Source organism: Parasphingorhabdus sp. SCSIO 66989 (assembly GCF_032852305.1).
GTDB lineage: Bacteria > Pseudomonadota > Alphaproteobacteria > Sphingomonadales > Sphingomonadaceae > Alterisphingorhabdus > Alterisphingorhabdus coralli.
The window spans coordinates 2,242,217-2,268,551 of sequence record NZ_CP136594.1 but is presented as its reverse complement, the minus strand read 5'-3'; the positions used below and the strand labels follow the sequence as shown (position 1 = coordinate 2,268,551).

Here is a 26,335-nt window from a genome sequence, read left to right as displayed (position 1 = left end):
CCAAGGCTTGAGCGAGACTCTTCTCGCGCCATTAGAGTCTTTTTCATTTAGATTGAATCTGGGGATTCCCTTTTTTCGATATTTGTGATTCAAGCTGCTGGCTGGGCAAGGAGGCCAGCAGTTATGGCACGAGCTTATTCTGACGATCTACGAGAGCGCGCAGCTGCTGCGGTGGTTTCGGGACGCAGCTGCCGAGAGGTTGCTGATTTGTTTGGTGTGAGTGTGGCCAGTGTGGTGAAGTGGTCACAGCGCCGTCGCCGGGAGGGTAGCGCTGCTGCCCGGCGCATGGGTGGTTATCGCAAGCGTCAGCTTGAGCCGCACCGGTCGTTTATCATCGAGCGGTTGCAGGCTCAGCCTGATCTGACCCTTTACCAACTGACGGCAGAACTGTCCGAGCGCGGCATCGTCACCAGCCCGGCTTCGGTTTGGCGGATGGTTCGTTCGGCCGGTCTCAGCTTCAAAAAAAAGTCTCTTCGCCATCGAGCAACTGCGGCCAAAAGTGGCGCGGCGGCGGGCACAATGGAAGAAATATCAAGGCCGACTTGATCCCAAGCGCCTCGTCTTCATCGACGAGACCTGGACCAAGACCAACATGACACCGCTACGCGGCTGGGCACCGCGCGGCAGCAAGCTGATCCCTCGTGCGCCCTTCGGCAGTTGGCGTACACTGACATTCCTTGCCGCTCTGCGCCATGATCGCATCGATGCGCCATGCGTCATTGACGGGCCAATTAACGGCCAACTCTTTACTGCTTATGTCGAGCAGTTCCTTGTGCCTACACTCTCACCTGGTGACATCGTCATCATGGACAATCTGGGTAGCCACAAGGGACAGGCCGTGCGCAGGGCAATCCGCAGTGTAGGTGCCAGACTGTTCTTCCTCCCACCCTACAGTCCAGACCTCAACCCTATCGAACAGGCCTTTGCCAAGCTGAAAACCCTGTTGCGTAAAGCCAAAGAGCGATCCGTCGAAGCAACATGGCAGCGCATCGGGAAACTGCTCGATACCTTCTCTCCGCAAGAATGCGCCAACTATCTCAGAAACTCAGGATATGCTTCAATCTAAATGAAAAAGAGTCTAGCTGTTTGATTTGCCTAACCGCCGCGTCGACTTTCAATTTGGTCATCTTTTCGCCGATTTCCGCACTGGCCAGCGAAGGGTCGCCGATAACCCCATTGGGGCGATTCTTGGGAGCCAAGAGTGGTTGTCTCCGAACAGCTTGCGCTTCGAGAAAAAGTACCTCCGAAGTATCGCGTATGCCAGCATGTGTGCCAATCTGTTCGCTGGTATAGCCTTGGGACAAGAGCGCATCGAATTGCCCATTGGCGATGTAATAGTCGCCAATATGGGCGACCAGCATATCCTCGGCCTTCCACTCTGCTTGCAGTCGCTCGGCAACTCTCGCCTGCGCTTGCTGATTGCCGCCACTATCGCCGATGAAGAAGATGTTCTTAAATCCGTGCGTGCGCATGCTGCGCGCAGCGGCTTCGAGAATCTCCTCAAATACGGGTTCAGGCACGCTGATGGTGCCGGCAAACTGCATGTGACCACTCGGCATATCGCCAACATCGCCTTCCGGTACATAATCGATGACGGGTAATACCAAGGTGCGCCCGAGCTGATCAGCGATCTGAACACTATTATGGCCGATGACGATATGATGTTTGCCCAAGACAACATGCGGGCCATTTTGCTCAATGCCTGCTGTCGGGACCAGCACCGTGTCATAGCCTTGATCGATCGCGCTTTGAACCTCCGTCCAGGTCAGATCAGCCAGACGCAGGCTTGGCAGCGCAGTTTGGTTCGACGCGGCAAGAGCTGCGTGATTGCTGTTCATGAATAACTGGCCGTAAGAGACGACTGCGATAAACATGATCAGCGCAAAAATGACTTTGCGACGACCTGTATCAAAGAACCGAACAATGAGGCGAGCAGCATCGGCGAACGGCTGCCAATAGAGTGCGGCAACTGTTTTGAACGGATTGGGCTCGGTGCGGCTTAAACCGAAGCTAAGGCGCTCATAGCTTTTGGCGCGATAATATGTGCCAAAGAGTTGATCCCAGATGGAGAACACAAGACCGAGATTACGATCAAAGTGCTTTGGGTCCGAACTGTGATGAATTTGGTGCTGGGCTGGACTGACAAATAGCCTGCTTAGCCACGCCGGATAATCGAGCCAGATTTGGCTATGGCGCAGATTATAGCCCAATAGGTTGAACGCGAAGAGAAAGACGTTCACTCCAAGCACCATAAGCGCGCGAGGGGCTTGCCCGCTAAGGTAGAACACTCCCGCATAGGCGATAGCGCTGAGCAAGGTGACAACAAAGGCGGCAAAGGCCAGATTGATCGGATGCATCCGAAAGAGCGTCAAAGGCGTAAGCCGCTCGGCCGAATGATGGACCTGATGGAATTGCCATAATAGCGGGATTTTGTGCTGGGCCCAATGGGTGATGAAGGCCCCGAAATCGACCGCCATCAGGAAAGCGAGGCTGTAAACCAATACGCTCCATCCCGAGCTGATCACCGGCTGATCCAAGGCACCAAATGTGCTCACAAGGCCATTATAGAAGACCATCGACAAGCCATAGCTGCCGATCAGAAACTGACTGATCAGGCCATAGTAAATCAGGCCATTCGCCAGGAAGTAAAACAGGTCTTGCCTGGTCGAAGCATGCAGCCAGATGTCTCTGTCGAAAACATAGCGCAGAAACCCAGGATGGTCTTGTCCCGGCTTGGCCAGATGGCCGCTGCGTTTCAGATGCCCATAGCCGACAAAAGCCAGCATCAAAGAACCGATCAAATAGAGCGCCCAAATCCGCGATTGCGGATCCACTATACCGTTTAGATGCGCTGTCGCATCAGCGAAGATCGATTCAACGAACATATATACGCACAACTCAGCTCAAACCCAGCTAGGTGGTATAATAGTTTTCTCTCGAAAGGGTTAAGTCCAGCACATCTGCGCTTCACCCAGTAAAGTCGCCCTTCATAAATATGGTCATTGAAGCATTTGGTGGGCGCGGCTAACAGTTGGCCCGTGGCCCCGTAGCTCAGCAGGATAGAGCAATTGATTCCTAATCAATAGGCCGCGTGTTCGAATCACGCCGGGGTCACCACCTTGATGAATAAAAAGACGCTATTCAATAACCGCCTTGCTATGCGCGGCGATGATATATTCTTCATTGGTAGGAATGACATGGATTTCGGGGTTTAGCCAGCTGACCGCCTGGGTTATTCTATCGCGTATCTCCGGCTGGTTTTCGCCGATGCCGGCGGTGAAGACCAGTACATCTAGGCCCTGGAGTTCAGCGGCAAGCTGTCCGATTGCGCGCACGGCATAATGGCAGAACAGGTCAATCGCCATTTGCGCTTTGGGGTCAGCATGGCCGACAAGATCGCGGCTATCCGCACTTATCCCGGAAACGCCGAGCAGTCCGGATTGCTTATAGAGCAGTGCCTCGATATCGGCGAGCGGCATGCCCTTTTCCTGTTGCAGATAAAGGATCACTCCCGGGTCGATCGTGCCGCAGCGGGTGGACATCATCAGGCCTTCCAGCGCGGTAAAACCCATGGTGGAAGAGACGCTCTGCCGGTTCAGCATGGCACAGGCGCTGGCGCCGCTGCCGAGGTGCAGCACAATCACCTTGCCGTCGGCCTTGTCGCTATGCTCGGGCAGTATCGAGGCGATATATTCATAGGACAGGCCGTGAAAGCCATAGCGGATGATACCCTGTTCGCTGAGATCGCTCGGCAAGGCATAAAGCTGGTTCACTCTTGGCTGGCTGCGGTGAAAAGCGGTGTCGAAACAGGCAATTTGCGGCAGATCGGGATAGGCTTGGATAACGGTATCGATGGCTTTCAGATTATGCGGCTGATGCAGCGGCGCCAGCGGGATCAGCGCTTCCAGCTTGTGATAAATGTCCTGGGTGACAAGGACCGGATCATGAAATTCCTCACCGCCATGCACCACGCGGTGGCCGACTGCAGCAAGGTTTTCGGCATTGCCCAGAATTGTCTCTATTGCGCCGAGATAATCGCCATCGGTGATGTCGAGCTTTTCTCGCTTGAGACAGGCCAGGGTATCGGCAACATAAAAGGCATATTTGAGCGTCGATGAACCGGCATTGAGGACCAGCAAGCGCTTTGCAACCGGATCAGCCATTTCCATCCTCTTGGGCGCGATAGGAGATCAGCGCCAGTGCGCAGGATGCCTTGCGGCTTTGTGGTCCGCTGGCGCGGCTGGTCAGAATGACAGGGACGCGTGCGCCGAGCACGATACCAGCGCCATCAACACCCGAGAGAAAGCGCATCTGCTTGTACAGGATATTGCCGGATTCGATATCGGGCACGACCAATATGTCGGCGTCTCCTGCGACCTGGCTGACAATGCCTTTGGCTTCGGCAGCGGCCTTGGAGATGGCATTGTCCATCGCCAGCGGGCCGTCGACCATGGCGCCGACAATCTGTCCGCGCTCGGCCATTTTGCAAAGAGCCGTCGCATCCAGGGTCGAGGGGATATTCTCGTTCACGGTTTCGACCGCTGATAACAGCGCCACTTTGGGGGTGCGGTTGGTCAGCGATCGGAACAGGTCTATCGCATTCTGTACAATGTCCTTTTTGACGCTGAGGCTGGGCCGGATATTGAGCGCCGCATCGGTGAGGAAGAGCGGCTTGTGATAGCTGGGCGCGTCGAGGGCAAAAATATGGCTCATCCGCCGTCCGGTGCGCAGGCCTTTTGCCTTGTCGACAATCGGGTGCATCAGCTCATCGGTGTGCAGCTTGCCTTTCATCAACGCTTCGGCCTGCCCTTCATGGACCAATTCTACGGCGCGTTCGGCAGCTTCATGGCTGTGTTTGGTGGCGATGATGGTATAGCCGGAGATATCCTCGCCGAGCTGTTCCGCTGCTGCTTCGATCTTGCTTTGTGGGCCGACCAGTATCGGTTCGATCAGACCATCCTTGGCTGCCTCCAGCGCGCCGCCGAGTGAATTCTCTTCTACCGGGTGCACCACGGCGGTTTTTAGCGGTTTCAGATTATCGGTCAGCGCAATCAACTGCTGATAGCGGTCGCTTTCCTCTTCTTTCAGCGCGATGATCGGCAGCTTGACCTGTTCACGCCGGATTTTCTCGCCCGGCGCCAGAACCACGGCCTCACCGGAGATGATGATATTGTCGTCCTGATCCTTGCAGATGCATTCGAGCGTCACCCGGTTTTTCGCCAGCTTCTCTTTGACCGTGACCTTGATATCCAGCACATCGCCCAAGCCCAGGGGGTGCTTGAACTTCAGCGTTTGCGACAGATAGATTGTGCCGGGGCCGGGCAGCTTTGTGCCGATCAGGGTGGAGATCAGCGATCCGCCCCACATGCCATGGGCGATAATCTCGCGAAAGCGGGAATGTTCGGCATATTCCTTGTCGAGATGCGCCGGATTAACATCGCCGGACATCACCGCAAAAATCTGGATATCCTGCATTGTCAGCGTGCGTGACAGGCTGGCGGTATCGCCAACCTGCAGTTCGTCATAGGTCTTGTTTTCAATCAGGTTCATTATCGCTCATCCAATGATGTTATAGCCGCAATCAACAAATTGTATCTGCCCGGTAATGTGCCGCGCCGCATCAGAAACCAGAAAAGCCGCAACCGCGCCGACATCGTCGATCGTCGTCAGCTGGTGCAACGGTGCCTTGGCTGCGGCTTGCTCCATCAGCTTATCAAAGCCGCTCAGGCCAGAGGCGGCGCGGGTTTCTATCGGTCCTGCAGACAGCGCATTGACCCGGATATGGCTCTCGCCAAGCTCGTCCGCCATTTGCCGCACACTGGCCTCCAAAGCGGACTTGACCGGTCCCATCATATTGTAATTCTCAATCACCCGCTGCGCGCCATAATAGCTCATGGCAAGAATGCTGCCACCACGCGTCATCAGCGGTTCGCAGGCTTTTGCCATGCGGATGAAGGAATGGCAGGAGATATCCATCGCCTGAAGGAAGCCCTGGCTGCTGCAATCAACGACACGGCCATGCAGATCCTCTTTTGGGGCGAACACCACCGAATGCAGCGCGAAATCGATCTCGCCCCATTGCTGCTCTATCGCGGCAAAGAAGGTATCCCATTGCTCTTGGTCGGTGACATCTAGCGGCAGGAATATCGGTGCCTCGACCTTCTCGGCCAGCGGTGCGACATGCGGCTTGGCCTTGCCGTTGAAATAGCTCAGCGCCAGTTCCGCACCCTGATCATGAAAGGCCTTTGCGCATCCCCAGGCAAGCGATTGGTCATTGGCAATGCCCAATATGATGCCCTTCTTACCCTGTAATGGCAGCATTCTTATCCATTTCTTTCTGGCGGAAAAAGCGCAAGCGGACCTGTTTTTCGATCTCGATCAGGATGAAGCTGGCAACGCCGATAGCGACAATCAGCACGCCATAATCAAATGGCACATCCTCGGTCTGGAAAATCTTTTGCAGGAACGGCAGATAGGTAACCGCAAACTGGCCGAGGGTGACAATGGTGATTGCCAGCCAGATGACCTTCGTACCTTTCATCGCATCCCAGGTGATGGAAGTGCCATAGAGATTGCGCACGAAGAACAGGTGGAAGATTTCCATCACCACGAGAGTGTTCATCGCCATGGTCCGGGCGACACCGATGGAATAGCCCTGCAAAATGGCATATTTATAGATGCCAAAGACACCAGCGAGGAACACCAGCGACACCACCAAAATGCCCCAGAGTAATTCGCCGCTGAGCAGCGGTTCATCCTTGGCGCGGGGCGGGCGCAGCATGGTGCGTTCCTCGGTAGGTTCAAAGGCCAGGGCAATTCCTAGCGTGACCGCGGTGACCAGATTGATCCACAAAATCTGCACCGGCGTGATCGGCAGCATCAGGCCCAGCATCAGCGCCAGCAAAACCGTCATCGCCTCGCCACCATTGGTCGGCAGCGTCCAGGCGATCACTTTTTTGATATTGTCATACACCGTGCGGCCTTCGCGCACTGCGGCGGCAATCGAGGCGAAATTGTCATCGGCGAGCACCAGATCGGCGGCCTCTTTGGTTGCCTCGCTGCCTTTCTGACCCATGGCAATGCCGGCATCGGCGCGTTTCAGGGCAGGGGCATCATTGACCCCGTCGCCGGTCATCGCCACCGAAAGCCCATGCGATTGCAGCGCCATCACCAGGCGCAATTTATGCTCCGGGCTGGTGCGCGCAAAGATATCAGTTTCCAGTATCGCATCGGTCAGCGCGATGTCATCCATGGCGTCGAGATCAGCACCGGTCAGCACCCGGTCGGCATTTTTGAGGCCGATTTGCTTGCCAATCGCTGCCGCTGTCCCGGCATGATCGCCGGTGATCATTTTGACCGCAATTCCGGCATGATAGCAGTCCGCAATTGCCGCCACCGCCTCAGGGCGTGGTGGGTCGATCATGCCGGTCATGCCGAGCAATATCAGCCCTTGCTCAATATCGGATAGCTGCAAACCCCTATGGTCTGCGCCGACAGGTTTCAGCGCAAAGGCAAGCAGGCGCTGGCCCTGGCTGGCAATATGTTCGGCCTGTTCCTGCCAATAGTCGGGATCGATAGGCACATTCTCGCCATTGGCATCGCGTTGCTCAGTACACATGCCCAATATGCGCTCGGGTGCGCCTTTGACGAAGATGCAGGCCTGATGATCGCCGCTGCCTGTATTGAGCGTCGCCATGTAACGAGTGGTGGAGTCAAAGGGCAGAATGTCCCGCCGTTCGCGTTGGTGCTGTTCTTGCTCCCAGTCCAACCCGGTCTTGCCGGCAAAGCTGAGCAGCGCCGCCTCCATCGGGTCGCCCTCGATACGCCATTGGCCATCCTCTTCGCGGATCGCTGCATCATTGCAGAGTGCTGCTGCGAGTGCGAGATCGTGTAGCTGTGCTACATCACCATCGCTGCTTATCGTCCCTTGTGGCGCATAGCCTTCGCCATCAACCTGCATGACGCCGCCCGCGGTGAGAACCGAGGCCACCATCATCTCATTGCGGGTCAATGTGCCGGTCTTGTCGGTGCAGATCACCGAGACCGAACCCAGCGTCTCAATAGCGGGCAGGCGGCGGATAATCGCATTGCGCTCTGCCATCGCCTGCACACCCACGGCGAGGGTGATGGTGAGAACGGCGGGCAGACCCTCAGGGATGGCCGCGACCGACAGGCCGACCACCGCCATGAAAAGCTCGGTAAAAGGCATGGTCTGGAAATACCAGCCCGAGAGCAGGATGAGCCCGGAAACGGTCAATATGAAGATGGTCAGATATTCGGCGAAGCGGTTGGTCTGCTTTACCAGCGGCGTGACCAGCGTTTCGACTTTGGAAAGCATGCCACTGATCTTGCCGATCTCGGTTTCCGCGCCAGTGCCGGTAACCACGCCTCTGGCCTGGCCTGAGGTCACAATGGTTCCGCTAAAGGCCATACAGGCGCGGTCGCCCAGCGCCGCATCCTGTCGAACCGGGGCAATATCCTTTTCCACCGGTACCGATTCACCGGTAAGGATCGCTTCCTGAACCTGCATGGTATTGGCCTGCAACAGGCGCAGATCAGCGGGCACCTTATCACCGGCTTCGAGCAACACGACATCGCCCGGAACCAGCCTGTCCCCTTCGATACTCTGGCGCTGCCCATCGCGCATCACATTGGCATGGGGGGCGAGCATATTGCGGATCGCATCCATCGCTTCTTCGGCCTTACCCTCCTGAATAAAGCCGATAACCGCATTGACGATGACCACCGCCAGAATGACAGCGCTATCGATCCAATGGTCGAGAAAGGCGGTAATCGCGGCCGCACCAAGCAGCACATAGATCAAGATGCTGTTGAACTGCATCAGGAAGCGCATAATCGGTCCGCGCTTGGCCGCCTCTGGCAGGCGGTTCAGGCCAAAATGCTCGAGCCGTTTCTCCGCCTCTTCGCTGGTGAGGCCCTGGGAATTGACCTCAAGCGCCTCCAATATCTCTTCGGTTTTCTGGGTGTGGCATATCTGGGTATTGAGCATCTTGGTCATATCAGAACTCCCATCGCCTCAGTGTGTTGTGTCTCGTCAAATAATCCTATGATTCAAAGACATATGTCCCGGGGGCATCGCAAAGGACGCGATAATCCCGACCATCGCCAATCTCTGGCGGCTTCGTTTTCGGCTTTTGCGAACGCGCCTGCAGCCAATCCATCCATTCCGGCCACCATGAGCCCTGTTTTGACGGGCTTTGTTCCTGCCATTTCTCTGGTGCGAGATAGGTCGATTCAGGATTGTGTACCGCGACCTGATAGCTGCGGTTCTTGCGGCCCGGCTCGGAGATAATCCCGGCATTATGACCACCGGTGGTCAGCACGAATGTGACCTGGGTATCGGTATAGAGATGCAGCTTATAGACCGATTGCCATGGCGCGACATGGTCCTTCACCGTTCCCACCGCGAAAATATCCTGTTCGGTATCGGTGAGCGTGATGGTCTGGCCATTCACCTTGAAGCGGCCCTCTGACAGATCATTGTTGAGATAGAGGCTGTGCAGATATTCCGAGTGCATTTTATAAGGCATCCGGGTCGCATCTGCGTTCCATGCCATCAGGTCATTTGGCTGATCGCGCTTGCCGAGCAGATACTCATTAACCATTTTCGACCAGATCAGATCATTGGAGCGGAGCAGGCTGAACGCGCCCGCCATCTGGCTTTTGTCGAGATAGCCCTGGGTCCACATCACGTCTTCGAGAAAGGCCAGCTGGCTGTCATCGACAAACAGCATTAACTCGCCGGCCTCTTCAAAATCGGCCTGTGCCGCGAACAGTGACAGGGTGTTGAACGCGCTATTCTGCTGCCGTTCGAGATAGGCCGCCGCCATCATCAGCAATGTGCCACCGAGGCAATAGCCGGCCGCGTTGATCTTCTGGTCCGGCACAATCGCCTGCACTGCCTTGACCGCCTCCAATACGCCCAGATTGAGATAATCCTCAAATGCCAGATCACGGTCATCTGCGCCCGGATTCTTCCAGGATATGATGAAGACCGTATGTCCTTGCTTCACCAGATAATCGACCAGAGAATTGTGCGGTGACAGATCGAGAATATAATATTTCATGATCCAGGCGGGCACGATCAGTATCGGCTCGGCCTGCACCGTGTCACTCTGTGGTGCATATTGGATCAGCTCGATTAGCCGATTGCGGAAGATGACCTTGCCCGGCGTACAGGCAACGCTTTGTCCCACCTGGAAATCTTCCTTGGGCAACCCGGTCTGATCGGAAAACAACTGGATATAATCGGCGATAAAGTTCTGGGTACCTTGAATAAAATTCTGGCCCCGGCTCTCTATCGCCTTGTTGACAACCTTGGGGTTGCTCCATGGGTAATTGGCAGGCGAAAACAGGTCGAGCATCTGCCGCCCCATGAAATTGACGATATTCTCATGGTGCTCCGATACGCCGCGAATATCCTGTGTCGCATTTTCCAGCTCCTCGCTGGCGCGCAGGAAACTCTCGGCATAAAAACTATAGGGCCATTTCTGCCATGCAGGATCCTTGAAACGGCGGTCTTTCGACTTGTGTCGCTCTTTTTCCTGATCCGCGCCTGATTCCCTGAGCGCTACGCTCCTGGCAATGGCGCTTTTGGCCGCTTCCTGCTGAAACTCCATCAGCTTGGATGGCGACAGCGCCAAATGCCCGGCCCAGTCAAAAAAGGCCATCGACATGGTAATGGGGGAGACACCGCCGGTAAACTTGGACAGATTAGCCTGCAAAATCCGGTCTATCGGATAGGCCGTTTCTCCTGCTGGTTGCAGGTCAGGTTCCGGGCCATTGTCCGCCCGTCCTTCCTTGTTACGCACCAAAGAACCATCTGAACCGGACATAACTTCTCCTCAATGCAGGGGAAAAACAACCTAAATCAAATGCTTACTGTGGCCGGCCGGATGGCCGTACTAGGAAATCATATTGGAAATACGGTGTTACATATTGAGAGAATCAGTATTTTGTGCGCTGCAAACATAACAATGTTCGCACCCGCAACAAAATGCTTTTGATATTTATTTGCAGTTTGCTCGATGCGGCGTTTGCGTCATTAAACGCTGAGCGCTTTGAAGCGATCTTCTCAATGACCAGGACTCGTCAAAGGCTGGGCCAGGGCTGCATCTATTGCTCAGAGCCGCTTATGACAGACATTTTGTGTGTCGCTTAAAGATCAAAATCCATCCGCGATGTAATCTCTGTGCTCTTGTCTGTGTAGTTACCATCAACAAGAACCTTGTCGCGCTCATGCAGCAGGTCGATAATCGGATCGTGAAACACCTCGACCGCCGCGGTCAGCCAGTCATTGACCAGCGGATCACCGGGGGCATTCTGCATATTGTAGTTTTTCAGCCGCTTGGCGATGGCGTCCGCGGGCATCATATATTCGGTGGTCACCCAATAGTTGGTGGTGAACCAGTAGAGCGGGGTGCCATCCAGGCTGAAGCCCAAGGCGGCGAAATGAACCACCTTTGCCGGATAGCGCCCCTTTTTGTTCTTTTTGCGCTCCGGCTTGTGCAGTGGCTCCACGCCTTTGAACATGTCGAGCGGCAGGAACATATGGAAATGGCCATGCTCGCCTTCTTCGCGTTCTTCCGGTTTATGGGCGTGATAGAACCAGCGCGATTTGTTGCCCGGCGCGATGCAATCGCCCTTGGGATAGTGGCGATATTGCACAAAGGGTTTATCCGACGGGATGACGCGGGGGATGAGAGAGACACCCTCCTCAACAATCTTCCCGGTTAATGCAAAAAGACGGTCAACTGCTTCGCTCATTATCTTTCCTGTATCTCGCTGCTGATAACTATACAGTCATCAGCGGTAGAGCCAGAGGATAATGGCGGACAGTTGACCGTCCTTGATTTGCGTCAAATTGTTTGCGCAGACTAGCGCAAGCAATCCGGGCTGAAATTATTCAGCAGCGCACTCGCCTTCAGCAGCGCACTCGCCTTCAGCGGCACATTCGCCTTCAGCACCGCATTCGCCGGTTACGGTGTCAGCAGCGGCACAAGCGGCGCAGCCAACAGCTTCGGCACCGTCAGCAGCAGCACAACCTACAGCTTCAGCGCCGTCAACAGCGGCACAGCCGGTTGCTTCCACAGCATCACCAGCTTCTTCCGGTGTACATGCAGTTGCGAGAGCCAGACCACCAGCGATGGCGAGCATCTTACCCAGATTGTTCATTCCTATTTCCCCTTCAGGTTGTAAAATTCTTGAAACAAGAATGGGCTTTTTACGAGCAGGCTTGCGCTTGTTGCAAGAATTTTTCGCATTACCGAAAGATTTTTTTGCAGTGCGGTATAGAGAAGGCGTTGGAGTTCATGATCCGTTCAGAGCTTGGTGGCGCGGTTGATGCCCCATTGGCGTGCGACGGTATATCCCAGATAACCCGTGCCAAACAGGGCATAAAGTGGTTCGGGAATGCCTGCCAGATAGGCGTTCATGCCATTGGCGATGGCATGGGCGGTTTCGGGGCGGACACTGGCGATAAGGCCCATGGGAATGGCCCATAAAATCATCACATACATCACGTAAAGGAAGCTGGGGCGGGCTCTGCTAGTCCATGGATCGGTCGATTTTGCCTCTGCCATGATGGCAGCGATTCGCGTTTCCACTTCCTGTAATTCCTGGCTGCCCTGCAGCTTGAGCAGTTCTAGCTTGGCTCTGTCGCGCGCTTGTGGATCGGGGATGATCTTGTCGATGAGTTTTGCGAGTGGCGAGATAATGGCTTCGGCAAGTGACATGGGGCTGTCCTATGGCTGGGGGTTGCGTTCAAATGGTGTCGGCAGAGGCGTCTCAGGTCAGGGCCGGGTGCGATGCGCCAGCCAACCATAGAGAAAGGCTTCATTGGCCGGGCGAGACTCTGCCAGAGAAATATAGCGCGCGCCTTGTAGCGAATCGACGGCGCGCAGCAGCACCGATTCCGCCTTTTGGCCGCGATGCGACAGGAAATATTCCAGCGCTGCCAGCGTTTTGGGACCGATGACTCGGTCTACTGCAATATCGCCATAATCCCGGCCGCCGCGGTTAAGCGCGTTTAAGGCGCGCTGCAGAAAGCCGATAGCGATGCCGGCCCCCATATTGACAGCAATGTCGAACAGTTCCGCCGCCAAAGCGGGCGCGCGCTTGGCTACGTCATCCAGTCGCGGCCGCAGCCAGTAAATGCGTGTGTAGATATCAACCGCCTGTTCGCGGGGAAGCAAACGCATGGCGCCCTGATAACCATGCTGGCGCGCCACGCCTTTGGTGATACCCCAGCGTGTTTCTCCGCCGCGATCTGCGGGATGGTTGCTATAACCGCCTTCACGGGCGATCACTGCATCGATCATTTTGGTGACGGTGTCGGGGGTGTGGGATACGTGTCTCGACTTTATTTCCAGCGGCGCTTGGCTGCAGAGCATGGTTTTCTCCTTATATCGCGATAGAGGAGAAATAACCTATTTGGATAACTGTAGGAAAATGCTTTGTTTAAGGCATGATTATATAGCCAAAGCACAACAACGGCGTGTGATGCCGATCTGGTCAGCTATGGTGCGGAAAGTCTCTGGTCGGGACGAGAGGATTCGAACCTCCGACCCCCACACCCCCAGTGTGATGCGCTACCAGGCTGCGCTACGTCCCGACCGAGGTGAGCGCGTATAAGAGTGGCCAGCGCATTTGGCAAGCATCCTTCGCAGTCCTCATGGCGCGGTGACAGATGACCAAGATACATTGCCAGATGCGCCAATTGCTGATACGCGCGCCGGATTATTCTGATAGGGGAGATATATCGCCTTGCCCTTGTGGTGAGAGCGCTGCCCCATATATCAGCAAAATCCGAATTTCCGTCGGGTATCGGCCCGGCACAGATACAAAGAAGCAACTAGGCTATGGACAGCATCATCTTCACCACATTGGCCGCAGCGCCCGGTGCCGGAGCACCGGCATGGATCAGCGTTTTGCCGCTGGTGGCCATCTTCATCATTTTCTATTTTCTGCTGATCCGCCCGCAGCAAAAGCGGATGAAGGACCATCAGGACAAGATTGCCGGCGTAAAGCGCGGCGATCAGGTGGTGACCGGTGGCGGCCTGATGGGCAAGGTGACCAAGGTCGATGATGACTATGTCGAGCTAGATCTGGGCGGTGGCACCAAGGTCAAGGCTGTGAAGTCAACACTTGGCGATATCGTCCCTCCCGGTGGCAAGGCAGCCAATGACTGATCTGTCGGACATGCCGCTGTCCCTCGCTTCGCTCTGATTGTCGCGATTGAAAGACTGAAACAATGCTCGATTTTCCGCGATGGAAAACCATTTCCCTAACGCTGATCCTGGTGATCGGCGTGTTCATGTCGCTGCCCAGCCTGTTGCCCAAGAGCGTGACCGACTATTGGCCGGATTTTCTGCCCAAAGAGACGGTCAATCTCGGCCTCGATCTTGCCGGGGGTAGCCATATCCTGCTTGAGGCTGATCCCAATGAGGTCGTCGGGCTGCAGATTGAAAATATGGAAGAGTCGGTGCGTAATGCTTTGGCCAATGCCAATCCGCAGGTTCGTATCGGCGAGATTTCTCGCAATGATGGCGTGCTGTCTTTCATGGTCCGGGATGCTACCCAGGTGGACGCCGCACGCGAGGCAATCCTGCCGCTGACCAACGGTGCGGGCCTGACCGGTCAGCGTGACTGGGATATTGAGGTGCGCGATACCACGCGCTTTGTCCTGACGCCTACGGGTGCCGGCCTGGATCAGGCGGTCGAGGATGCGATGAACTCGGCGATTGAGGTTGTCCGCCGCCGTATAGACGAACTGGGTACGCGCGAACCGACGATCATCCGTCAGGGTGCGGAGCGGATCGTGGTGCAGGTGCCTGGCTTGCAAGATCCGGATGAATTGAAAGAGCTGCTCGGCAAGACCGCCAAGCTGGAATTCAAGCTGGTGGATACCCAGGCGGACCCCAATGAGACGCTTGCGGGACGGGCGCGTATTGGCAGTGAGGTCTATCCTTTTCCCGATGGCGAAGCCTATGGCCAGCCCATTCTCGCTGTGCGCCGTCTTGGTGGTATCAAAGGCGACCGGCTGACCGGGGCGCAGCAGAGCTTTAACCCTGAAAATCCCAGCGAACCGGTGGTGAATATTCAGTTTGACAGCGAGGGCGGTCAGAAATTTGCCAAACTCAGTACCGAGAATACCGGCCAGCGTTTTGCCATAATTCTTGATGACGAAGTGATTTCTGCGCCGAGCTTTAATGAACCGATCCTTGGCGGTTCTGCCCAGATTTCGGGCAGCTTTACCGTGGAAAGCGCGAACCAGTTGGCTATACAGCTTCGTTCCGGCGCGCTACCGGTCGAACTAAAAGTGGTGGAAGAACGCACCGTGGGTGCGGATCTGGGTGCCGAATCTATTCGCGCAGGGGTTATTGCAGGCCTTATCGGCACTGCCTTTGTGCTGCTCTATATGATCCTTGTGTATGGCCGTTTCGGGGTTTATGCCAATATCGCGCTGATCCTTAACCTGTTCCTGATCCTGGGCATTATGGCGGTGCTTAACGCGACGCTGACGCTGCCGGGTATTGCCGGGTTTATCCTTACCGTCGGTTCCGCAGTGGACGCCAATGTGCTGATTAATGAACGCATCGGTGAGGAACGGCGCAATGGCCGCCGTATCATTCAGGCGATTGAGGTCGGCTATAAAGAAGCCTCGCGCGCGATTTATGATGCGAACATCACCAATGTAATTGCCGGGGTGCTGCTGTTCTTGTTTGGCTCCGGTCCGATTAAGGGCTTTGCCATCGTTCTGATCGTCGGCATCATCACCTCGATCTTCACCGCCGTGTTCATCACCCGCATGTTTGTCGCTGGCTGGCTGCGCCGCGCCCGGCCCAAAGAGCTGCGGATTTAGGGAAGGGACCGGAGACATGAAACTGCTTAAACTGGTTCCTGAAAAAACCAATATCGGCTTTCTCAAGCTGCGCAATGTGGCTGTCGGTTTCAGCGTGTTGCTGATCATTGCATCCATTGCTCTGGTGATGACGCGCGGCCTGAACTTTGGTGTCGACTTTGTCGGTGGCCAGCAATTCCGCGTCACCTTTGAGAAGGTCGAGGAAGCTCCAATTGTTGAGCTGCGCGAGAGCATTGCCGCACTCAATCTCGGCGATGCCAATATCCAACGCTTTGGCGAACCCAATGAGGTCGCCATCCGCATGCGCCTCAATGCCGAGGGTGGCGATGAGCTGCAGGAAGCCGATAGCGCGACTGTCGCGGTATCCAATATGATTGAGGAGCGCTTTGCCGAACAGGGCGTGCGCATTGATGGGGTCGACGCGGTTTCGGGCAAGGTATCGGAGGAATTGCTCAGTACTGGCGTCTACTCGCTGGTCTTCGCGCTGATCGCCATCTCGATCTATATCTGGTTCCGCTTTGAGTGGCAATTTGGTGTCGGTGCTCTGTTTGCGCTGTTCCATGATGTTGCGCTGACCTTCGGTTTCTTCGCGCTGACGCAGTTGGAGTTTAACCTCAATATCATTGCCGCCTTGCTGACCATTATCGGCTATTCGCTCAACGACACCATTGTTATCGATGACCGTATCCGCGAGAATTTGCGCAAATATCGCAAGATGGAGATCAGCAATCTGCTCGATCTGTCGATCAACGAAACGCTGGCGCGTACAGTCAGCACCAGCCTGACCATGATTATCGTGCTGGTGTCGCTGGTGCTGCTTGGCCCGGATGTGATCTTCGGCTTTAGCGCGGCGATGCTGTTCGGCGTTATTATCGGCACCTATTCGTCCATCTATATCGCCTCGCCGGTGCTGATCTGGCTCGGTGTCGGCCCGGACAGCTTTGTACCGGTCGAATCTGACAGCGAAAAGGCGCAGCGGCGTCTCGCCGAAGGCTATGACGGCGCAGAGCCCTGATTCATGGTTGAGATCCGCCGTGAGGATATATCCGGGCCACTGATCAGTGCGATCGGTCCATCGGGCTTTCGCGTTGCAGATCGGATTGTCCCTGGCGGCCTGGTGCTATGGCCGGATAACGCCTTTGACTGGCAGCCGCCTGCGCTGGAGTCGCTGGACGAGTCGGCATTGGACAAGGCGCTTTTGCTCGACCCGGCACCGGAATTTCTGTTGTTAGGCTCCGGTCCTACGCTCATCCATCCGCCTGCTGCTCTGCGCCGCGCATTGGAGGCACGCAATATCGGGCTGGAAGTGATGGACAGCCGCGCCGCCGCCAAAACCTGGGGCCTGATGCGCGCTGAAGAACGCTGGATCAGTGCGGCGCTTTATGCGTTAAATTCATAATGTATTTCAATGGTATAGATGGCTCTGTGGGCGGGTTGGGCTGGCTTCTTACTGTCCTTGCCCTAGACATCAAAGCTGTTTCCTACAGGATGGCAAGCAGGCTATACCAATAGGCGTCACGGCAATGGCTGTGGCGATTGTTGGATAGGTCGCATTTCTGCGGCTCGCGAGCGCAACTTTCGTAACCTTTGTCCAGTTTTCCTGACACTTTCCGTCATCCGATAGCACTGGCAAAGATAGCGCGCAGCTCTTCCGCATTTCGCTCCCATGTGAACTTTGCGACTGTCTTGCGCACCGCTTCCGGGTCACTTGGCTGAGCCAACAACTCTTGCATAGCCGCAGCAATAGCCTCCGGTGTCTGATTGACGATCCGCCCGGCCAAAGGATCGCGCACCAACTCTCTGGCTCCACCGGCCTCGCTAATCACAATCGGTGTGCCACAGGCGAGAGCCTCAACCCAGGCATTGGCCAGACCTTCCGATTGCGACGGCAGCACCAGCATCTTTGCGTCGGCGAGCAGTCCGGGCAGAGCATCATGCGCCACGGACCCAAGAAAATGCACCCGCTCGGCAAGCCCCAAATCAACGGCCTGTTTCTCCAACCGTTCGCGTTCTTCGCCATCACCGGCGAAGATATGGTGCAGGCCCGGGACCGCTTTGAGCGCTTCAATAATCAGATGCGGGTTTTTGCGTGGGATCAGCGCGCCGACAGTGATGGCATAGGGCGTGCCATCCGCGAAGGGCGGGGCAATGCTATGCTCGGCATCAGGGCGGAACCGCTCCTGATCACAGCCGGTATAGTGCACATGGATTTTGTCGCGTTCCATGCCCAATGCCGCCATATCCTGGGCCAGCGCTTCGGACACTGCCAGTAAAGCCGCTGCGCCATCCGCCGCAGGCAGCATCTGCTTCAAACTGGCCGGTTGTGCACCCCAATAATGCACATCCGCCCCGCGCGCCTTGATCGTGTAGGGTATGCCTAATTCCTTTGCGAGCAAGGCCGTTGCCGGACCATCGGGATAGAAGAACTCGGCATCAATCAGGTCAAAGGGCTGTCGGGCATGGAGCTTCTTCGCCAGCGGGATAACCGCGCGCGCAATCGATGCCGCATTATTGCGCGCCGCCATTCCGGGCATGGACTGAAACGCGATCCGATGCACCGGCGGTCCGCCTTTGTCTGCGGGAGCGCCGCTATCGCCCGAAAGCTGGGCTGCGTAGCGAAAGCGCTGCAATCGGCTGAGCGGAAAGGGGGGCAGGCTGACCGGGTTGATCACGGTCACATCGATGTCCGGCAAGCTCGCCAGCTTCTCGGTCTGGCGCGCGACGAATATGCCGAAATTGGGCTTTGACGGATTGGGGTAAAGCGTTGCCAGGGTGAGGATGCGCATCTCCGCCCCCGCTGTCAGAGTGTGCGGGACAAATGGGTGGCGACACCCAGCCATTCGGGGGCATTGATAATCTGCTGCCGCGCATTGGCAACCAAAGGCAAAATCTGCATCTTATCCTCTTCCAGAGCAAGCAAACGGCCGAAGATAAACCGTCCAGCGGGCCGCGGGCAGAGGACATCGCGGTTCAGGGCATTGGCAAAAGCGTCTTTGTCGAGCCGATCGAGCCAGAGCTGATCCCCGGCACGATACTCGCCAATCGAGATATCCATACGCATCACCAACTGTCCTTCGCTGAGACGGGCAGGGGCGATCGCTTCCAGTCGTGAGGGGGTTCGGGCGCCTTCGCCATCAATGATGGCGACCAGATCAGCGACGGGATCATTCTGCCGCGCCAGCAAGGTATCGCTGTCAACATCAAGTGCTGCGGCAATACGCTCCAGCCAACCCAGCGAAAGCGTGCGCACTCCCGTTTCGAGCCTGCCAATGGTCTGAGCCGTAGTCGGCGGGTCGCAGCGCTCGGCGAGATCGGCGAGCGTCAGACCCTGTTCCTTACGAATGGCGCGAATATAATTCTGCATGGCATGTCCATTGATTGCGGTCTTTTCTGCTGTCCTACAGCGAACCGCAAATGGCAATAGAGAATCCATGACGAACCTGACTGGAGACTCTTATGGCCAAAACCAAACAGCGCAGAACTAAACACAGTGCTTCTTCTCCGGCACAGCCCAAGCCGGGTGTCAATCTCGCCGAATCCCCAGTTTCCTGGCTCTATGCGCGCGGCCATTTGAGCCGCCGCCAATTTGATGCGGGGGAAGCGCTACGCAATGATTGGGAGCGGGCGCAATTTGATGGCATGACGACGATGAACTGGTCCGCGATGATCGATAGCGGCCAGCGTCGCGGACCTGCCGAGCATCTTGAACCAAGCGAATATGCCATGGCGGCGCGGCGGCGTTTTGAGGAAGCACTGGCAGCGGCGGGGCGTGATATGAACGATCTGTGCTGGCGGGTAGTGTGCGCTTGTGAGTCCATTCCCACCGTCGAGAAAGATTTGGGCTGGCCTGCGCGTTCAGGCAAGCTGGTTCTGCGCATGGCGCTGGACCGGGTCGCTGATTATTATCGGATAGCTGGGGAGTAGTTTTAGAATACTGCTTGTTGTATTTTTTACCCCCGCGCAAGCGGAGCTGAGGCCGTTATTGATTCTCGCGCAAAGGCGCAAAGACGCGAAGAAGATGAAGCACTTGGCGCAACCCCTTAGCGTCTTTGCGCCTTTGCGCGAGTCAAAGCCCAGGCCCCGCCTGCGCGGGGCCGACGAAGTTCTGAGTCTCAACGGCCATATTGCGTAAACTAACCTTGCGCCGCCATGGCTTCGACCTCTTCCGCCAACAGTAACCAGCGTTCCTCCGAAGCTTCTTTCTCAGTACGTTTCCCGTCGAGACTAGCCGTCAAAGCCGCAAATTTATCCGCATCCTTACTATACAAATCAGGGTCGGCCAGTTGTGCCTCAATCTCCGCCATTTCGCTTTCCAGCATCGCAATATGGTCGGGCAGGCGATCATAATCGCGCTGATCCTTATAGCTGAGCTTGGTCTTGGTCGCGGCGGGTTTGAGCGCTGTTTTGGCTGCAGTCTCTTTGCTCTTCGCCGCCGGTTTTTGCTTTTTGGTCTCGCGCCGTTTGGCTTCCCAATCGGCATAGCCGCCAGCGATAATATCGACCGCGCCTGAGCCATCCAGCCCCAGCGTAACCGTCACTGTCTTGTCGAGAAAATCGCGATCGTGACTGACGATCAAAACCGTGCCATCATAATCGGCGATAACCTCCTGCAGCAGATCGAGCGTTTCCAGATCAAGGTCGTTAGTTGGCTCATCAAGCACCAGCAGATTGGAGGCTCGGGCAAATTCGCGCGCCAGCAACAGCCGCGAGCGCTCACCGCCGGACAATATGCCGACCTTGGTGTCTACAATACCCGGATCGAAGAGAAATTCTTTGAGATAGCCCTGAACATGTTTGCGTATGCCGCGCACATCAATCCAGTCGCCACCTTCGGCCAGCACATCGCGCACCCGCTTGTCCGGCGCCATCAGGCTGCGTTGCTGGTCAATAATCACCCCATCCAGCGTTTTCGCATGGGTTACGCTGCCGCTATCGGGCTGAAGATCGCCGGTGAGCAGCTTCAGCAATGTCGTCTTGCCTGCGCCATTATGGCCGACCACGCCAATCCTGTCGCCGCGCTGGATGCGCAGGCTGAAATTGCGGATTATAGTGTGCTTTTCTGCGCCTTCTCCGAACGACTTGGAAATATCCTCGGCGACAATTACCGATTTGGTGCGCACATCATCGCTGACCACGGCAAGCTTCGCCTTGCCGCTGGGGCCGAGCATAGCGGCGCGCTGGGCACGCATTTCATAGAGCTTTTCCAGCCGCCCCTGATTGCGTTTGCGTCGCGCTGTAACTCCGCGTTCCAGCCAATGCGCCTCAATCTTCAGCTTGGCATCCATCTTTTCCGCCGCACGCGCCTCTTCGGCATAGACCTTTTCCATCCAAGCATCATAGCCGCCAAAGCCGATCTCCTTGCGCCGCAGTGACCCGCGATCAAGCCACAAGGTTTGCTTGGTGAGACGGGTGAGAAAGGTCCGGTCATGCGAGATGGCGATAAACGCACCGTTATAGCGCGATAGCCAGTCCTCCAGCCAGTCAATCGCGCCGAGATCGAGATGGTTGGTCGGTTCATCAAGCAGCAACAGGTCCGGCTCCTGCGCCAATGCCCGGCAGATGGCGGCACGGCGTTTTTCGCCGCCGCTGGCGCTCGCCGAAGGTCGCATGAGATCGATACCTAGCTGATCCGCAATCGCCTGCACGTCATGCTCTGCCGGGCCATTGGCGCCATGCACCGCAAAGTCAATCAACCGCGCATGATCGGAGAAATCGGGATCTTGCGCCAGCATCACCACATTGGTGCCGGGCACAATGGTGCGCTTGCCGCGATCCGATTCAATCTGGTCGGCAATCAGCCGCAGCAGCGTTGTCTTGCCCGCACCATTGCGCCCGATCAGCGCCAGCCGGTCGCGCGGGCCGATATGCAGGTCAATATCCTGAAACAGCCAGCCGCTGCACTGTATCAGGCCGAGCCCTTCATAAGAGAGGATGGGAGGTGTTGCCATGGGCTGGTCGCATAAGGCTTTGGCCCAGATCGCACAAGCGGGCATTGATCAAACAGGCTTAACAGGCTTGCGTCGCTGGTGATCATGCCATAGCCATTCACATCCTATTCAATAGCGTAATTCTATTCGGGTCGGATTATGAAGACTATTGTCCGTTTCTTTGCCGTTCCTTTCGGCCTTGTTCTGCTATCGGCTCTGGCCGTGCCTGATGCCCAGGCAAAACCGCGTGGCGCGAGTGAAGAAGCGCGGGTGCAGATGCTCGATGGCCGGGTTAAGTCCCTGAAAGAAATAGAGGCACAGGTGCTGCCCAAGATGCGCGGCATGACCTATCTCGGCCCGGAATATGATCCGCAGACCCGCATTTACCGGCTGAAATTCATCCAGGACAATCATGTCATCTTTGTCGATGTTGACGGACAAAGCGGCCGTATCCTGCGTCGGCGTTAATCCACGCGAACCATATTTCCCGGCCAAAATACTTGACCTCATCCATGGAAAATGGCTTCCCCATTCATAAAGCAATTCACACCATGCCCGAAACAGGGAGAAGAACATGCGGCTATTAATCGTCGAGGATGAACCAACGCTGGGCCAACAGCTTAAATCCACGCTGGAAGGGTCCGGCTATGCCGTTGATCTATCCACCGATGGCGAGGATGGCCATTTCCTTGGTTCTACCGAGAATTATGATGCGGTGATCCTCGATCTTGGCCTGCCGGAGATTGACGGGCTGACCGTGCTTGGCATGTGGCGGCGTGAAGGCCGGACTTTCCCGGTGCTGGTTTTGACCGCGCGTGATAGCTGGTCGGACAAGGTCGCGGGCCTGGATGCCGGCGCCGATGACTATCTCGCCAAACCGTTTCAGACCGAAGAGCTTATCGCGCGGCTGCGGGCGCTGATCCGCCGTGCTTCGGGCAATGCCAGCTCTGAGCTGACCGCAGGCGAAGTGCGGCTTGATACCCGGTCGGGCAAAGTCACCTTGTCGGGCGAGCCGGTAAAGCTGACGGCACAGGAATATAAGCTGCTCTCCTATCTGATGCACCATAAGGGCAAGGTCGTGTCACGTACCGAGCTGATCGAGCATATTTACGATCAGGATTTTGACCGCGATTCCAATACCATCGAGGTGTTTGTCACCCGCATCCGCAAAAAGCTGGGCAGCGACGTGATCACCACTATTCGCGGTCTTGGCTATAGCCTCGAAGACCCTGAAGAACGCGATGGCTGATCGGGATCCAGATGATTTCGGATTGGCACGGCAGGGGAGCGAGGCAAATGCCTCTGCGTCATCTGCCGATCAGACTGGAGCAACATCTGGGACCGAAGCCGCAAAAAAGCAGGCTGTAGCGGCGCAGCATACTGGCTCGCTCAATCGCCGCATGATCAGCATTGCAGCGGCGTGGATTCTGGTGCTGCTTTTTGGCGGCGGACTGATCCTTGACCGGATTCTCACCAACACCATCACCAGCAATTTTGACGAGCAGCTCGAATATGTGCTGAACGCGATGATTACCTCGGCCGAGATCGGGCCGGATGGCGAAGTGCTGTTCAATCGCCCGCTTGGTGACCAACGCTTTCTGGAACCCGATAGCGGTCTCTATTGGCAGATAAGCGGCGAGGGCCATCAGGATTTTCCCTCGCGCTCTTTATGGGATCGGAGCCTCAAACCGCGCGCTAATGAAAGCGCCGAAGCCGCGTATATCTACGACACCACAAAGATCATCCAATTGGAAGAGGCTGTGGGCGATGTTGCGGTCGATGCACCGGACCGCAATGATGTCTCGGTATCGATCCAACCCCGCAATGACGGCGTATTGCGCGTTATCGAACGCGGTATCTATCTGCCCGATTCCGACACCCGCTGGTGGTTTATGGTGGCGCAGAGCCGTAATGAACTGGATGAGCAACTTGCCGATGTTCGGCGCACCATTTTCTGGAGCTTCGTGGTTCTCGGTCTTGGTCTTATCATTCTGGCGACACTGCAGACGTTTTACGGCCTATGGCCACTACGCCGGGTGCGGCAGGCGATTTATGCCATGCGCACCGGCCAACAGGATCGCGTCACCGATAGCCTGCCACGCGAGGTAATACCGATGGTGGACGAGCTTAACGCGCTGCTTGAGCACAATGAAACCCAGGCCGAGGAGGCGCGCCGCCATGCCGGCAATCTCGCCCATGCGCTGAAAACCCCTCTCACGGTGGTGATGAACGCAGCCACCGCACAGGCCGATGACCTTTCCGACACGGTGATCCGTGAGGCGAGGGTGATGCGGCGTCAGGTTGACCACCATCTCGCCCGTGCGCGCGCTGTAGGTCGCCGCGGTCATGCTCATAGCCGTGCGAATGTCTGGCAGAGCGTAGAAGCGGTGGAACGTGCCGTGACCCGGCTCTACAGCCATGTGCGTTTTGATGTCGATGGCAAGCGCGATATCGACGTAACCGTCGAACGACAGGATTTGGATGAAATTCTCGGCAATGTGATTGAAAATGCTGCCAAATATGGCGGCGGTAGCGTCTTCGTTACCGTTGGAGTCGACAACAAAGATAGCTCAGCCAATGCAGACGAAAAGCCTATGGCCGAAATATGGGTCGAGGATGACGGCATGGGCATCCCGCCCGAACAACGCGAGCAGATCTTCGACCGTGGGGCGAGACTCGACACCGGCAAGCCCGGCACCGGATTGGGCTTGGCGATTGTCCGCGATGTGGTTGAGATTTACGAAGGCACGGTCATGCTTGAGGAAAGCGAAGACCTTGGCGGGCTGTTGGTGAGGTTGCGATTGCCGCTGGCGGGATAATGTCCTTCAGTTCTGCGGGCTCTTTTTCGCGGCGATAGCGACCACCCCTTTCTGCGATTTCAATGCCCCATTTTTGTGACCTTGTTTTGTGCCGGGGCATAAGGCGATCGCGCAACTTTCAGACATCATAAGTTGGACTCAACCCCGCATTGATCCTCAATAAATAGATTATTGATTATCAATAATACATTGATTATCGATAACATCGATTTTCGATAATGATTCGGGGTGGTTCCGCGCTCCCTCGACATGAAAGGTGTTCCTTAATGATTAGTGATACGCTCGCTGCTGAGCTGCCCAGCAATAACGAACTGGTGCGGGCATGAGTATCGTGCTGACACGCCGCAAGGCGTTGATAGGCGGTGGTGTTGTTGCTGCAGTTTCAGGTACTGCTGGTGTCGGTTTTCTGATGACCAGCGAGCCGCCTTTGGCACCCGGTCCATTTGCACCTGAAGCGTTGCAAAATGACCTGAAAATATGGCAGCAGGCGTTGCTGCAACGGCACCCGCGTTGGCATGGACACAGCCACTTGGATGATGCGACCGAAACCGCGTTTCAGGCTGTTGCTGCCTCTATTACCGAGCCTCTCAGTCGGCAGGATGCGTTCCGTGCATTTGGCAAGATGAATCCCTATTTCCGCGATGCCCATACCCTGTTGATGCCATCACTGACTGGCGGCGGTCCCTATGATGACATCGATAAGCAATTCCCTTTCGGTGTTGATGTGAAGGCGAACGGCAGCTTCTCACTGCGCAGTAGCTGGACACATGAAGACGGTGAATATCCCCCGCTCAAAAGCGGAACCGAGATTCTTGCGATAAACGGTGTTGATGCATCCCAGATACTGGAACGGATCAAGCCCTATAGTCACGGCGAGACCGAGATATTGCGCGGCTATATTCTTTCCTTGCTACTGCCGCAGTGGCTTGATTGTGTGCTTGGTTGGCGCGATCGGTTCTCAATCGTCTTGCGTGAGGGTAATACTACGCGCCAGATCAAGTGGAAGTCGGGTGAACATTGGGAGGCGGATGATGCCAAGACCCGCTATGCCCCCACAATTAGCTGGCCCGTGGCGGGCACTGCCTTGTTGCGCGTGCCGACTTTTGATGTCGATGACGACCCGACGCTTTTTGAAAAACAAATCGCCGATTGCTTTGCCGAGCTAAATAAGCGCGGCGCAGACAAGCTGGTGATCGATATTCGCAACAATACCGGCGGCCAGAGCGATGCTGGCGCATATATTATCCGTCACCTGATCGACAAACCGGTTACCCAAGTGTCCCGGGCACGGGAAAAGCTGAATGAAGATAATAATGGTATCTTCGGATGGTATGGCGAGCCGGGAACCCTGCGCGAATTCGATATGGATGAAGAGCAGATAGAGCCTGTTTCGTCTGACCAGCGATTCAATGGGCAAAGCTATGTCTGGATAGATGAACTGAGCTATTCGGCATCCATACTGTTCGCGACCGCGATGCAGGATCATGGCATTGCCAAACTTATCGGCACGCCTACCGGCGGCTTTGCCAATCAGACGGGCAATATGATGCCGACGCGATTGCCGACAACCGGTTTCAACGCCTATATTGCGACACGTGAATTCTTAAGGCCCAATGGTGATACACATGTCGGACCTGTGGTCCCGGATATTCTCCAGGCTAAGGGTGAAAGCGATGCGGCGTTTTTAACTGGGGTTTTATCCTGAA

23 protein-coding genes and 2 tRNA genes are annotated in these 26,335 nt (G+C 56.0%); 11 read left to right on the top strand and 14 right to left on the bottom strand.

Annotated features, from left to right (window positions below):
* Positions 1 to 123 precede the first annotated feature (123 nt).
* A protein-coding gene (locus tag RB602_RS10570) for an IS630 family transposase (RefSeq protein ID WP_317080531.1) occupies positions 124 to 1,066 on the top strand; the annotation gives its coding sequence in 2 pieces (ribosomal slippage) (positions 124 to 459 and positions 461 to 1,066; 942 coding nt in all).
* Here the strand turns inward: RB602_RS10570 and RB602_RS10565 are convergent.
* Positions 1,038 to 2,885, bottom strand: a complete 1,848-nt coding sequence (locus RB602_RS10565) for a creatininase family protein (protein WP_317080530.1) — start codon at positions 2,883 to 2,885, stop codon at positions 1,038 to 1,040. The two genes, RB602_RS10570 and RB602_RS10565, sit on opposite strands and share 29 nt — an antisense overlap.
* 155 nt (positions 2,886 to 3,040) lie before the next feature.
* Between RB602_RS10565 and RB602_RS10560 the strand changes: the two genes are divergently transcribed.
* Positions 3,041 to 3,117, top strand: a tRNA-Arg gene (locus RB602_RS10560).
* Positions 3,118 to 3,137: 20 nt separating this feature from the next.
* Here the strand turns inward: RB602_RS10560 and RB602_RS10555 are convergent.
* The 10 genes from RB602_RS10555 to RB602_RS10510 all read right to left on the bottom strand — a co-directional run bounded on the left by RB602_RS10555 (position 3,138) and on the right by RB602_RS10510 (position 13,633).
* The gene (locus RB602_RS10555; RefSeq protein ID WP_317080529.1) at positions 3,138 to 4,163 is read right to left on the bottom strand and encodes an acetate/propionate family kinase; all 1,026 of its coding nucleotides are present in this window, start codon (positions 4,161 to 4,163) and stop codon (positions 3,138 to 3,140) included.
* Positions 4,156 to 5,550, bottom strand: a complete 1,395-nt coding sequence (locus RB602_RS10550; protein ID WP_317080528.1) for a bifunctional enoyl-CoA hydratase/phosphate acetyltransferase — start codon at positions 5,548 to 5,550, stop codon at positions 4,156 to 4,158. Before RB602_RS10550 ends, RB602_RS10555 begins: the two co-directional genes overlap by 8 nt.
* A 6-nt stretch (positions 5,551 to 5,556) precedes the next feature.
* Complete coding sequence (fabI, locus tag RB602_RS10545) at positions 5,557 to 6,321, bottom strand: enoyl-ACP reductase FabI (RefSeq protein ID WP_317080527.1); 765 nt, start codon at positions 6,319 to 6,321, stop codon at positions 5,557 to 5,559.
* Positions 6,302 to 9,019 carry a cation-transporting P-type ATPase gene (locus RB602_RS10540; protein WP_317080526.1) on the bottom strand — a complete coding sequence of 906 codons (2,718 nt, stop codon included), beginning with the start codon at positions 9,017 to 9,019 and terminating at the stop codon, positions 6,302 to 6,304. The genes fabI and RB602_RS10540 overlap by 20 nt, the downstream gene beginning before the upstream one ends.
* Before the next feature lie 46 nt (positions 9,020 to 9,065).
* Positions 9,066 to 10,856, bottom strand: coding sequence for a PHA/PHB synthase family protein (locus RB602_RS10535; RefSeq protein WP_317080525.1), 1,791 nt, complete (start codon positions 10,854 to 10,856; stop codon positions 9,066 to 9,068).
* Positions 10,857 to 11,178: 322 nt separating this feature from the next.
* On the bottom strand, positions 11,179 to 11,787 hold the full coding sequence (locus RB602_RS10530; RefSeq protein ID WP_317080524.1) for a DUF6969 family protein: 609 nt from the start codon (positions 11,785 to 11,787) through the stop codon (positions 11,179 to 11,181).
* A 135-nt stretch (positions 11,788 to 11,922) separates the two neighbouring features.
* Complete coding sequence (locus RB602_RS10525) at positions 11,923 to 12,195, bottom strand: hypothetical protein (protein WP_317080523.1); 273 nt, start codon at positions 12,193 to 12,195, stop codon at positions 11,923 to 11,925.
* A 146-nt stretch (positions 12,196 to 12,341) separates the two neighbouring features.
* Entirely contained in the window at positions 12,342 to 12,755 is a 414-nt protein-coding gene (locus RB602_RS10520; protein WP_317080522.1) for a holin family protein, read from the bottom strand.
* 57 nt (positions 12,756 to 12,812) lie between these two features.
* Positions 12,813 to 13,340 (bottom strand): glycoside hydrolase family 108 protein, encoded by a 528-nt coding sequence (locus RB602_RS10515; protein WP_317084494.1) that lies wholly within the window; start codon positions 13,338 to 13,340, stop codon positions 12,813 to 12,815.
* Positions 13,341 to 13,556: 216 nt separating this feature from the next.
* Positions 13,557 to 13,633, bottom strand: a tRNA-Pro gene (locus tag RB602_RS10510).
* Between the two features lie 247 nt (positions 13,634 to 13,880).
* Here RB602_RS10510 and yajC point away from each other — a divergent pair.
* The 4 genes from yajC (at position 13,881) to RB602_RS10490 (ending at position 17,282) form a co-directional block, all read left to right on the top strand.
* Positions 13,881 to 14,210 carry a preprotein translocase subunit YajC gene (gene yajC, locus RB602_RS10505; protein WP_317080521.1) on the top strand — a complete coding sequence of 110 codons (330 nt, stop codon included), beginning with the start codon at positions 13,881 to 13,883 and terminating at the stop codon, positions 14,208 to 14,210.
* Between the two features lie 62 nt (positions 14,211 to 14,272).
* Positions 14,273 to 15,883 (top strand): protein translocase subunit SecD, encoded by a 1,611-nt coding sequence (secD, locus tag RB602_RS10500; RefSeq protein WP_317080520.1) that lies wholly within the window; start codon positions 14,273 to 14,275, stop codon positions 15,881 to 15,883.
* A 16-nt stretch (positions 15,884 to 15,899) separates the two neighbouring features.
* Complete coding sequence (secF, locus tag RB602_RS10495; protein WP_317080519.1) at positions 15,900 to 16,898, top strand: protein translocase subunit SecF; 999 nt, start codon at positions 15,900 to 15,902, stop codon at positions 16,896 to 16,898.
* Between the two features lie 3 nt (positions 16,899 to 16,901).
* On the top strand, positions 16,902 to 17,282 hold the full coding sequence (locus RB602_RS10490) for an Mth938-like domain-containing protein (RefSeq protein WP_317080518.1): 381 nt from the start codon (positions 16,902 to 16,904) through the stop codon (positions 17,280 to 17,282).
* A gap of 214 nt (positions 17,283 to 17,496) precedes the next feature.
* Here the strand turns inward: RB602_RS10490 and RB602_RS10485 are convergent, their stop codons facing one another.
* Both RB602_RS10485 and RB602_RS10480 read right to left on the bottom strand, forming a co-directional pair.
* The gene (locus RB602_RS10485; RefSeq protein ID WP_317080517.1) at positions 17,497 to 18,669 is read right to left on the bottom strand and encodes a glycosyltransferase; all 1,173 of its coding nucleotides are present in this window, start codon (positions 18,667 to 18,669) and stop codon (positions 17,497 to 17,499) included.
* A 14-nt stretch (positions 18,670 to 18,683) separates the two neighbouring features.
* Entirely contained in the window at positions 18,684 to 19,247 is a 564-nt protein-coding gene (locus RB602_RS10480) for a helix-turn-helix domain-containing protein (RefSeq protein ID WP_317080516.1), read from the bottom strand.
* Positions 19,248 to 19,339: 92 nt separating this feature from the next.
* On the opposite strand from RB602_RS10480, the gene RB602_RS10475 reads away from it, so the two are divergent.
* The gene (locus RB602_RS10475) at positions 19,340 to 19,807 is read left to right on the top strand and encodes a DUF6456 domain-containing protein (protein ID WP_317080515.1); all 468 of its coding nucleotides are present in this window, start codon (positions 19,340 to 19,342) and stop codon (positions 19,805 to 19,807) included.
* A 209-nt stretch (positions 19,808 to 20,016) separates the two neighbouring features.
* Here the strand turns inward: RB602_RS10475 and RB602_RS10470 are convergent, their stop codons facing one another.
* Positions 20,017 to 21,831 (bottom strand): ABC-F family ATP-binding cassette domain-containing protein, encoded by a 1,815-nt coding sequence (locus RB602_RS10470; protein WP_317080514.1) that lies wholly within the window; start codon positions 21,829 to 21,831, stop codon positions 20,017 to 20,019.
* 138 nt (positions 21,832 to 21,969) lie between these two features.
* On the opposite strand from RB602_RS10470, the gene RB602_RS10465 reads away from it, so the two are divergent.
* The 4 genes from RB602_RS10465 to RB602_RS10450 all read left to right on the top strand — a co-directional run bounded on the left by RB602_RS10465 (position 21,970) and on the right by RB602_RS10450 (position 26,334).
* Complete coding sequence (locus tag RB602_RS10465; protein ID WP_317080513.1) at positions 21,970 to 22,278, top strand: hypothetical protein; 309 nt, start codon at positions 21,970 to 21,972, stop codon at positions 22,276 to 22,278.
* Between the two features lie 106 nt (positions 22,279 to 22,384).
* Positions 22,385 to 23,059, top strand: coding sequence for a response regulator transcription factor (locus tag RB602_RS10460; RefSeq protein ID WP_317080512.1), 675 nt, complete (start codon positions 22,385 to 22,387; stop codon positions 23,057 to 23,059).
* Between the two features lie 151 nt (positions 23,060 to 23,210).
* Positions 23,211 to 24,629 carry a sensor histidine kinase gene (locus RB602_RS10455; RefSeq protein WP_406568419.1) on the top strand — a complete coding sequence of 473 codons (1,419 nt, stop codon included), beginning with the start codon at positions 23,211 to 23,213 and terminating at the stop codon, positions 24,627 to 24,629.
* A 322-nt stretch (positions 24,630 to 24,951) separates the two neighbouring features.
* A complete protein-coding gene (locus tag RB602_RS10450) occupies positions 24,952 to 26,334 on the top strand; it encodes a S41 family peptidase (RefSeq protein ID WP_317080510.1) in 1,383 nt (460 codons plus the stop codon).
* Position 26,335 lies beyond the last annotated feature (1 nt).

Bases quoted from the DNA above. Each gene is read 5' to 3' on its own strand.
- RB602_RS10540 (WP_317080526.1), bottom strand. From the start codon at position 9,019: ATGACCAAGATGCTCAATACCCAGATATGCCACACCCAGAAAACCGAA.
- RB602_RS10455 (WP_406568419.1), top strand. From the start codon at position 23,211: ATGATCAGCATTGCAGCGGCGTGGATTCTGGTGCTGCTTTTTGGCGGC.
- RB602_RS10460 (WP_317080512.1), top strand. From the start codon at position 22,385: ATGCGGCTATTAATCGTCGAGGATGAACCAACGCTGGGCCAACAGCTT.
- RB602_RS10530 (WP_317080524.1), bottom strand. From the start codon at position 11,787: ATGAGCGAAGCAGTTGACCGTCTTTTTGCATTAACCGGGAAGATTGTT.
- RB602_RS10565 (WP_317080530.1), bottom strand. From the start codon at position 2,885: ATGTTCGTTGAATCGATCTTCGCTGATGCGACAGCGCATCTAAACGGT.
- RB602_RS10485 (WP_317080517.1), bottom strand. From the start codon at position 18,669: ATGCGCATCCTCACCCTGGCAACGCTTTACCCCAATCCGTCAAAGCCC.
- RB602_RS10520 (WP_317080522.1), bottom strand. From the start codon at position 12,755: ATGTCACTTGCCGAAGCCATTATCTCGCCACTCGCAAAACTCATCGAC.
- RB602_RS10555 (WP_317080529.1), bottom strand. From the start codon at position 4,163: ATGGCTGATCCGGTTGCAAAGCGCTTGCTGGTCCTCAATGCCGGTTCA.
- fabI (WP_317080527.1), bottom strand. From the start codon at position 6,321: ATGCTGCCATTACAGGGTAAGAAGGGCATCATATTGGGCATTGCCAAT.
- RB602_RS10475 (WP_317080515.1), top strand. From the start codon at position 19,340: ATGGCCAAAACCAAACAGCGCAGAACTAAACACAGTGCTTCTTCTCCG.
- RB602_RS10480 (WP_317080516.1), bottom strand. From the start codon at position 19,247: ATGCAGAATTATATTCGCGCCATTCGTAAGGAACAGGGTCTGACGCTC.
- RB602_RS10525 (WP_317080523.1), bottom strand. From the start codon at position 12,195: ATGAACAATCTGGGTAAGATGCTCGCCATCGCTGGTGGTCTGGCTCTC.
- secD (WP_317080520.1), top strand. From the start codon at position 14,273: ATGCTCGATTTTCCGCGATGGAAAACCATTTCCCTAACGCTGATCCTG.
- RB602_RS10470 (WP_317080514.1), bottom strand. From the start codon at position 21,831: ATGGCAACACCTCCCATCCTCTCTTATGAAGGGCTCGGCCTGATACAG.
- RB602_RS10490 (WP_317080518.1), top strand. From the start codon at position 16,902: ATGGTTGAGATCCGCCGTGAGGATATATCCGGGCCACTGATCAGTGCG.
- secF (WP_317080519.1), top strand. From the start codon at position 15,900: ATGAAACTGCTTAAACTGGTTCCTGAAAAAACCAATATCGGCTTTCTC.
- yajC (WP_317080521.1), top strand. From the start codon at position 13,881: ATGGACAGCATCATCTTCACCACATTGGCCGCAGCGCCCGGTGCCGGA.
- RB602_RS10535 (WP_317080525.1), bottom strand. From the start codon at position 10,856: ATGTCCGGTTCAGATGGTTCTTTGGTGCGTAACAAGGAAGGACGGGCG.
- RB602_RS10465 (WP_317080513.1), top strand. From the start codon at position 21,970: ATGAAGACTATTGTCCGTTTCTTTGCCGTTCCTTTCGGCCTTGTTCTG.
- RB602_RS10450 (WP_317080510.1), top strand. From the start codon at position 24,952: ATGAGTATCGTGCTGACACGCCGCAAGGCGTTGATAGGCGGTGGTGTT.
- RB602_RS10515 (WP_317084494.1), bottom strand. From the start codon at position 13,340: ATGATCGATGCAGTGATCGCCCGTGAAGGCGGTTATAGCAACCATCCC.
- RB602_RS10550 (WP_317080528.1), bottom strand. From the start codon at position 5,550: ATGAACCTGATTGAAAACAAGACCTATGACGAACTGCAGGTTGGCGAT.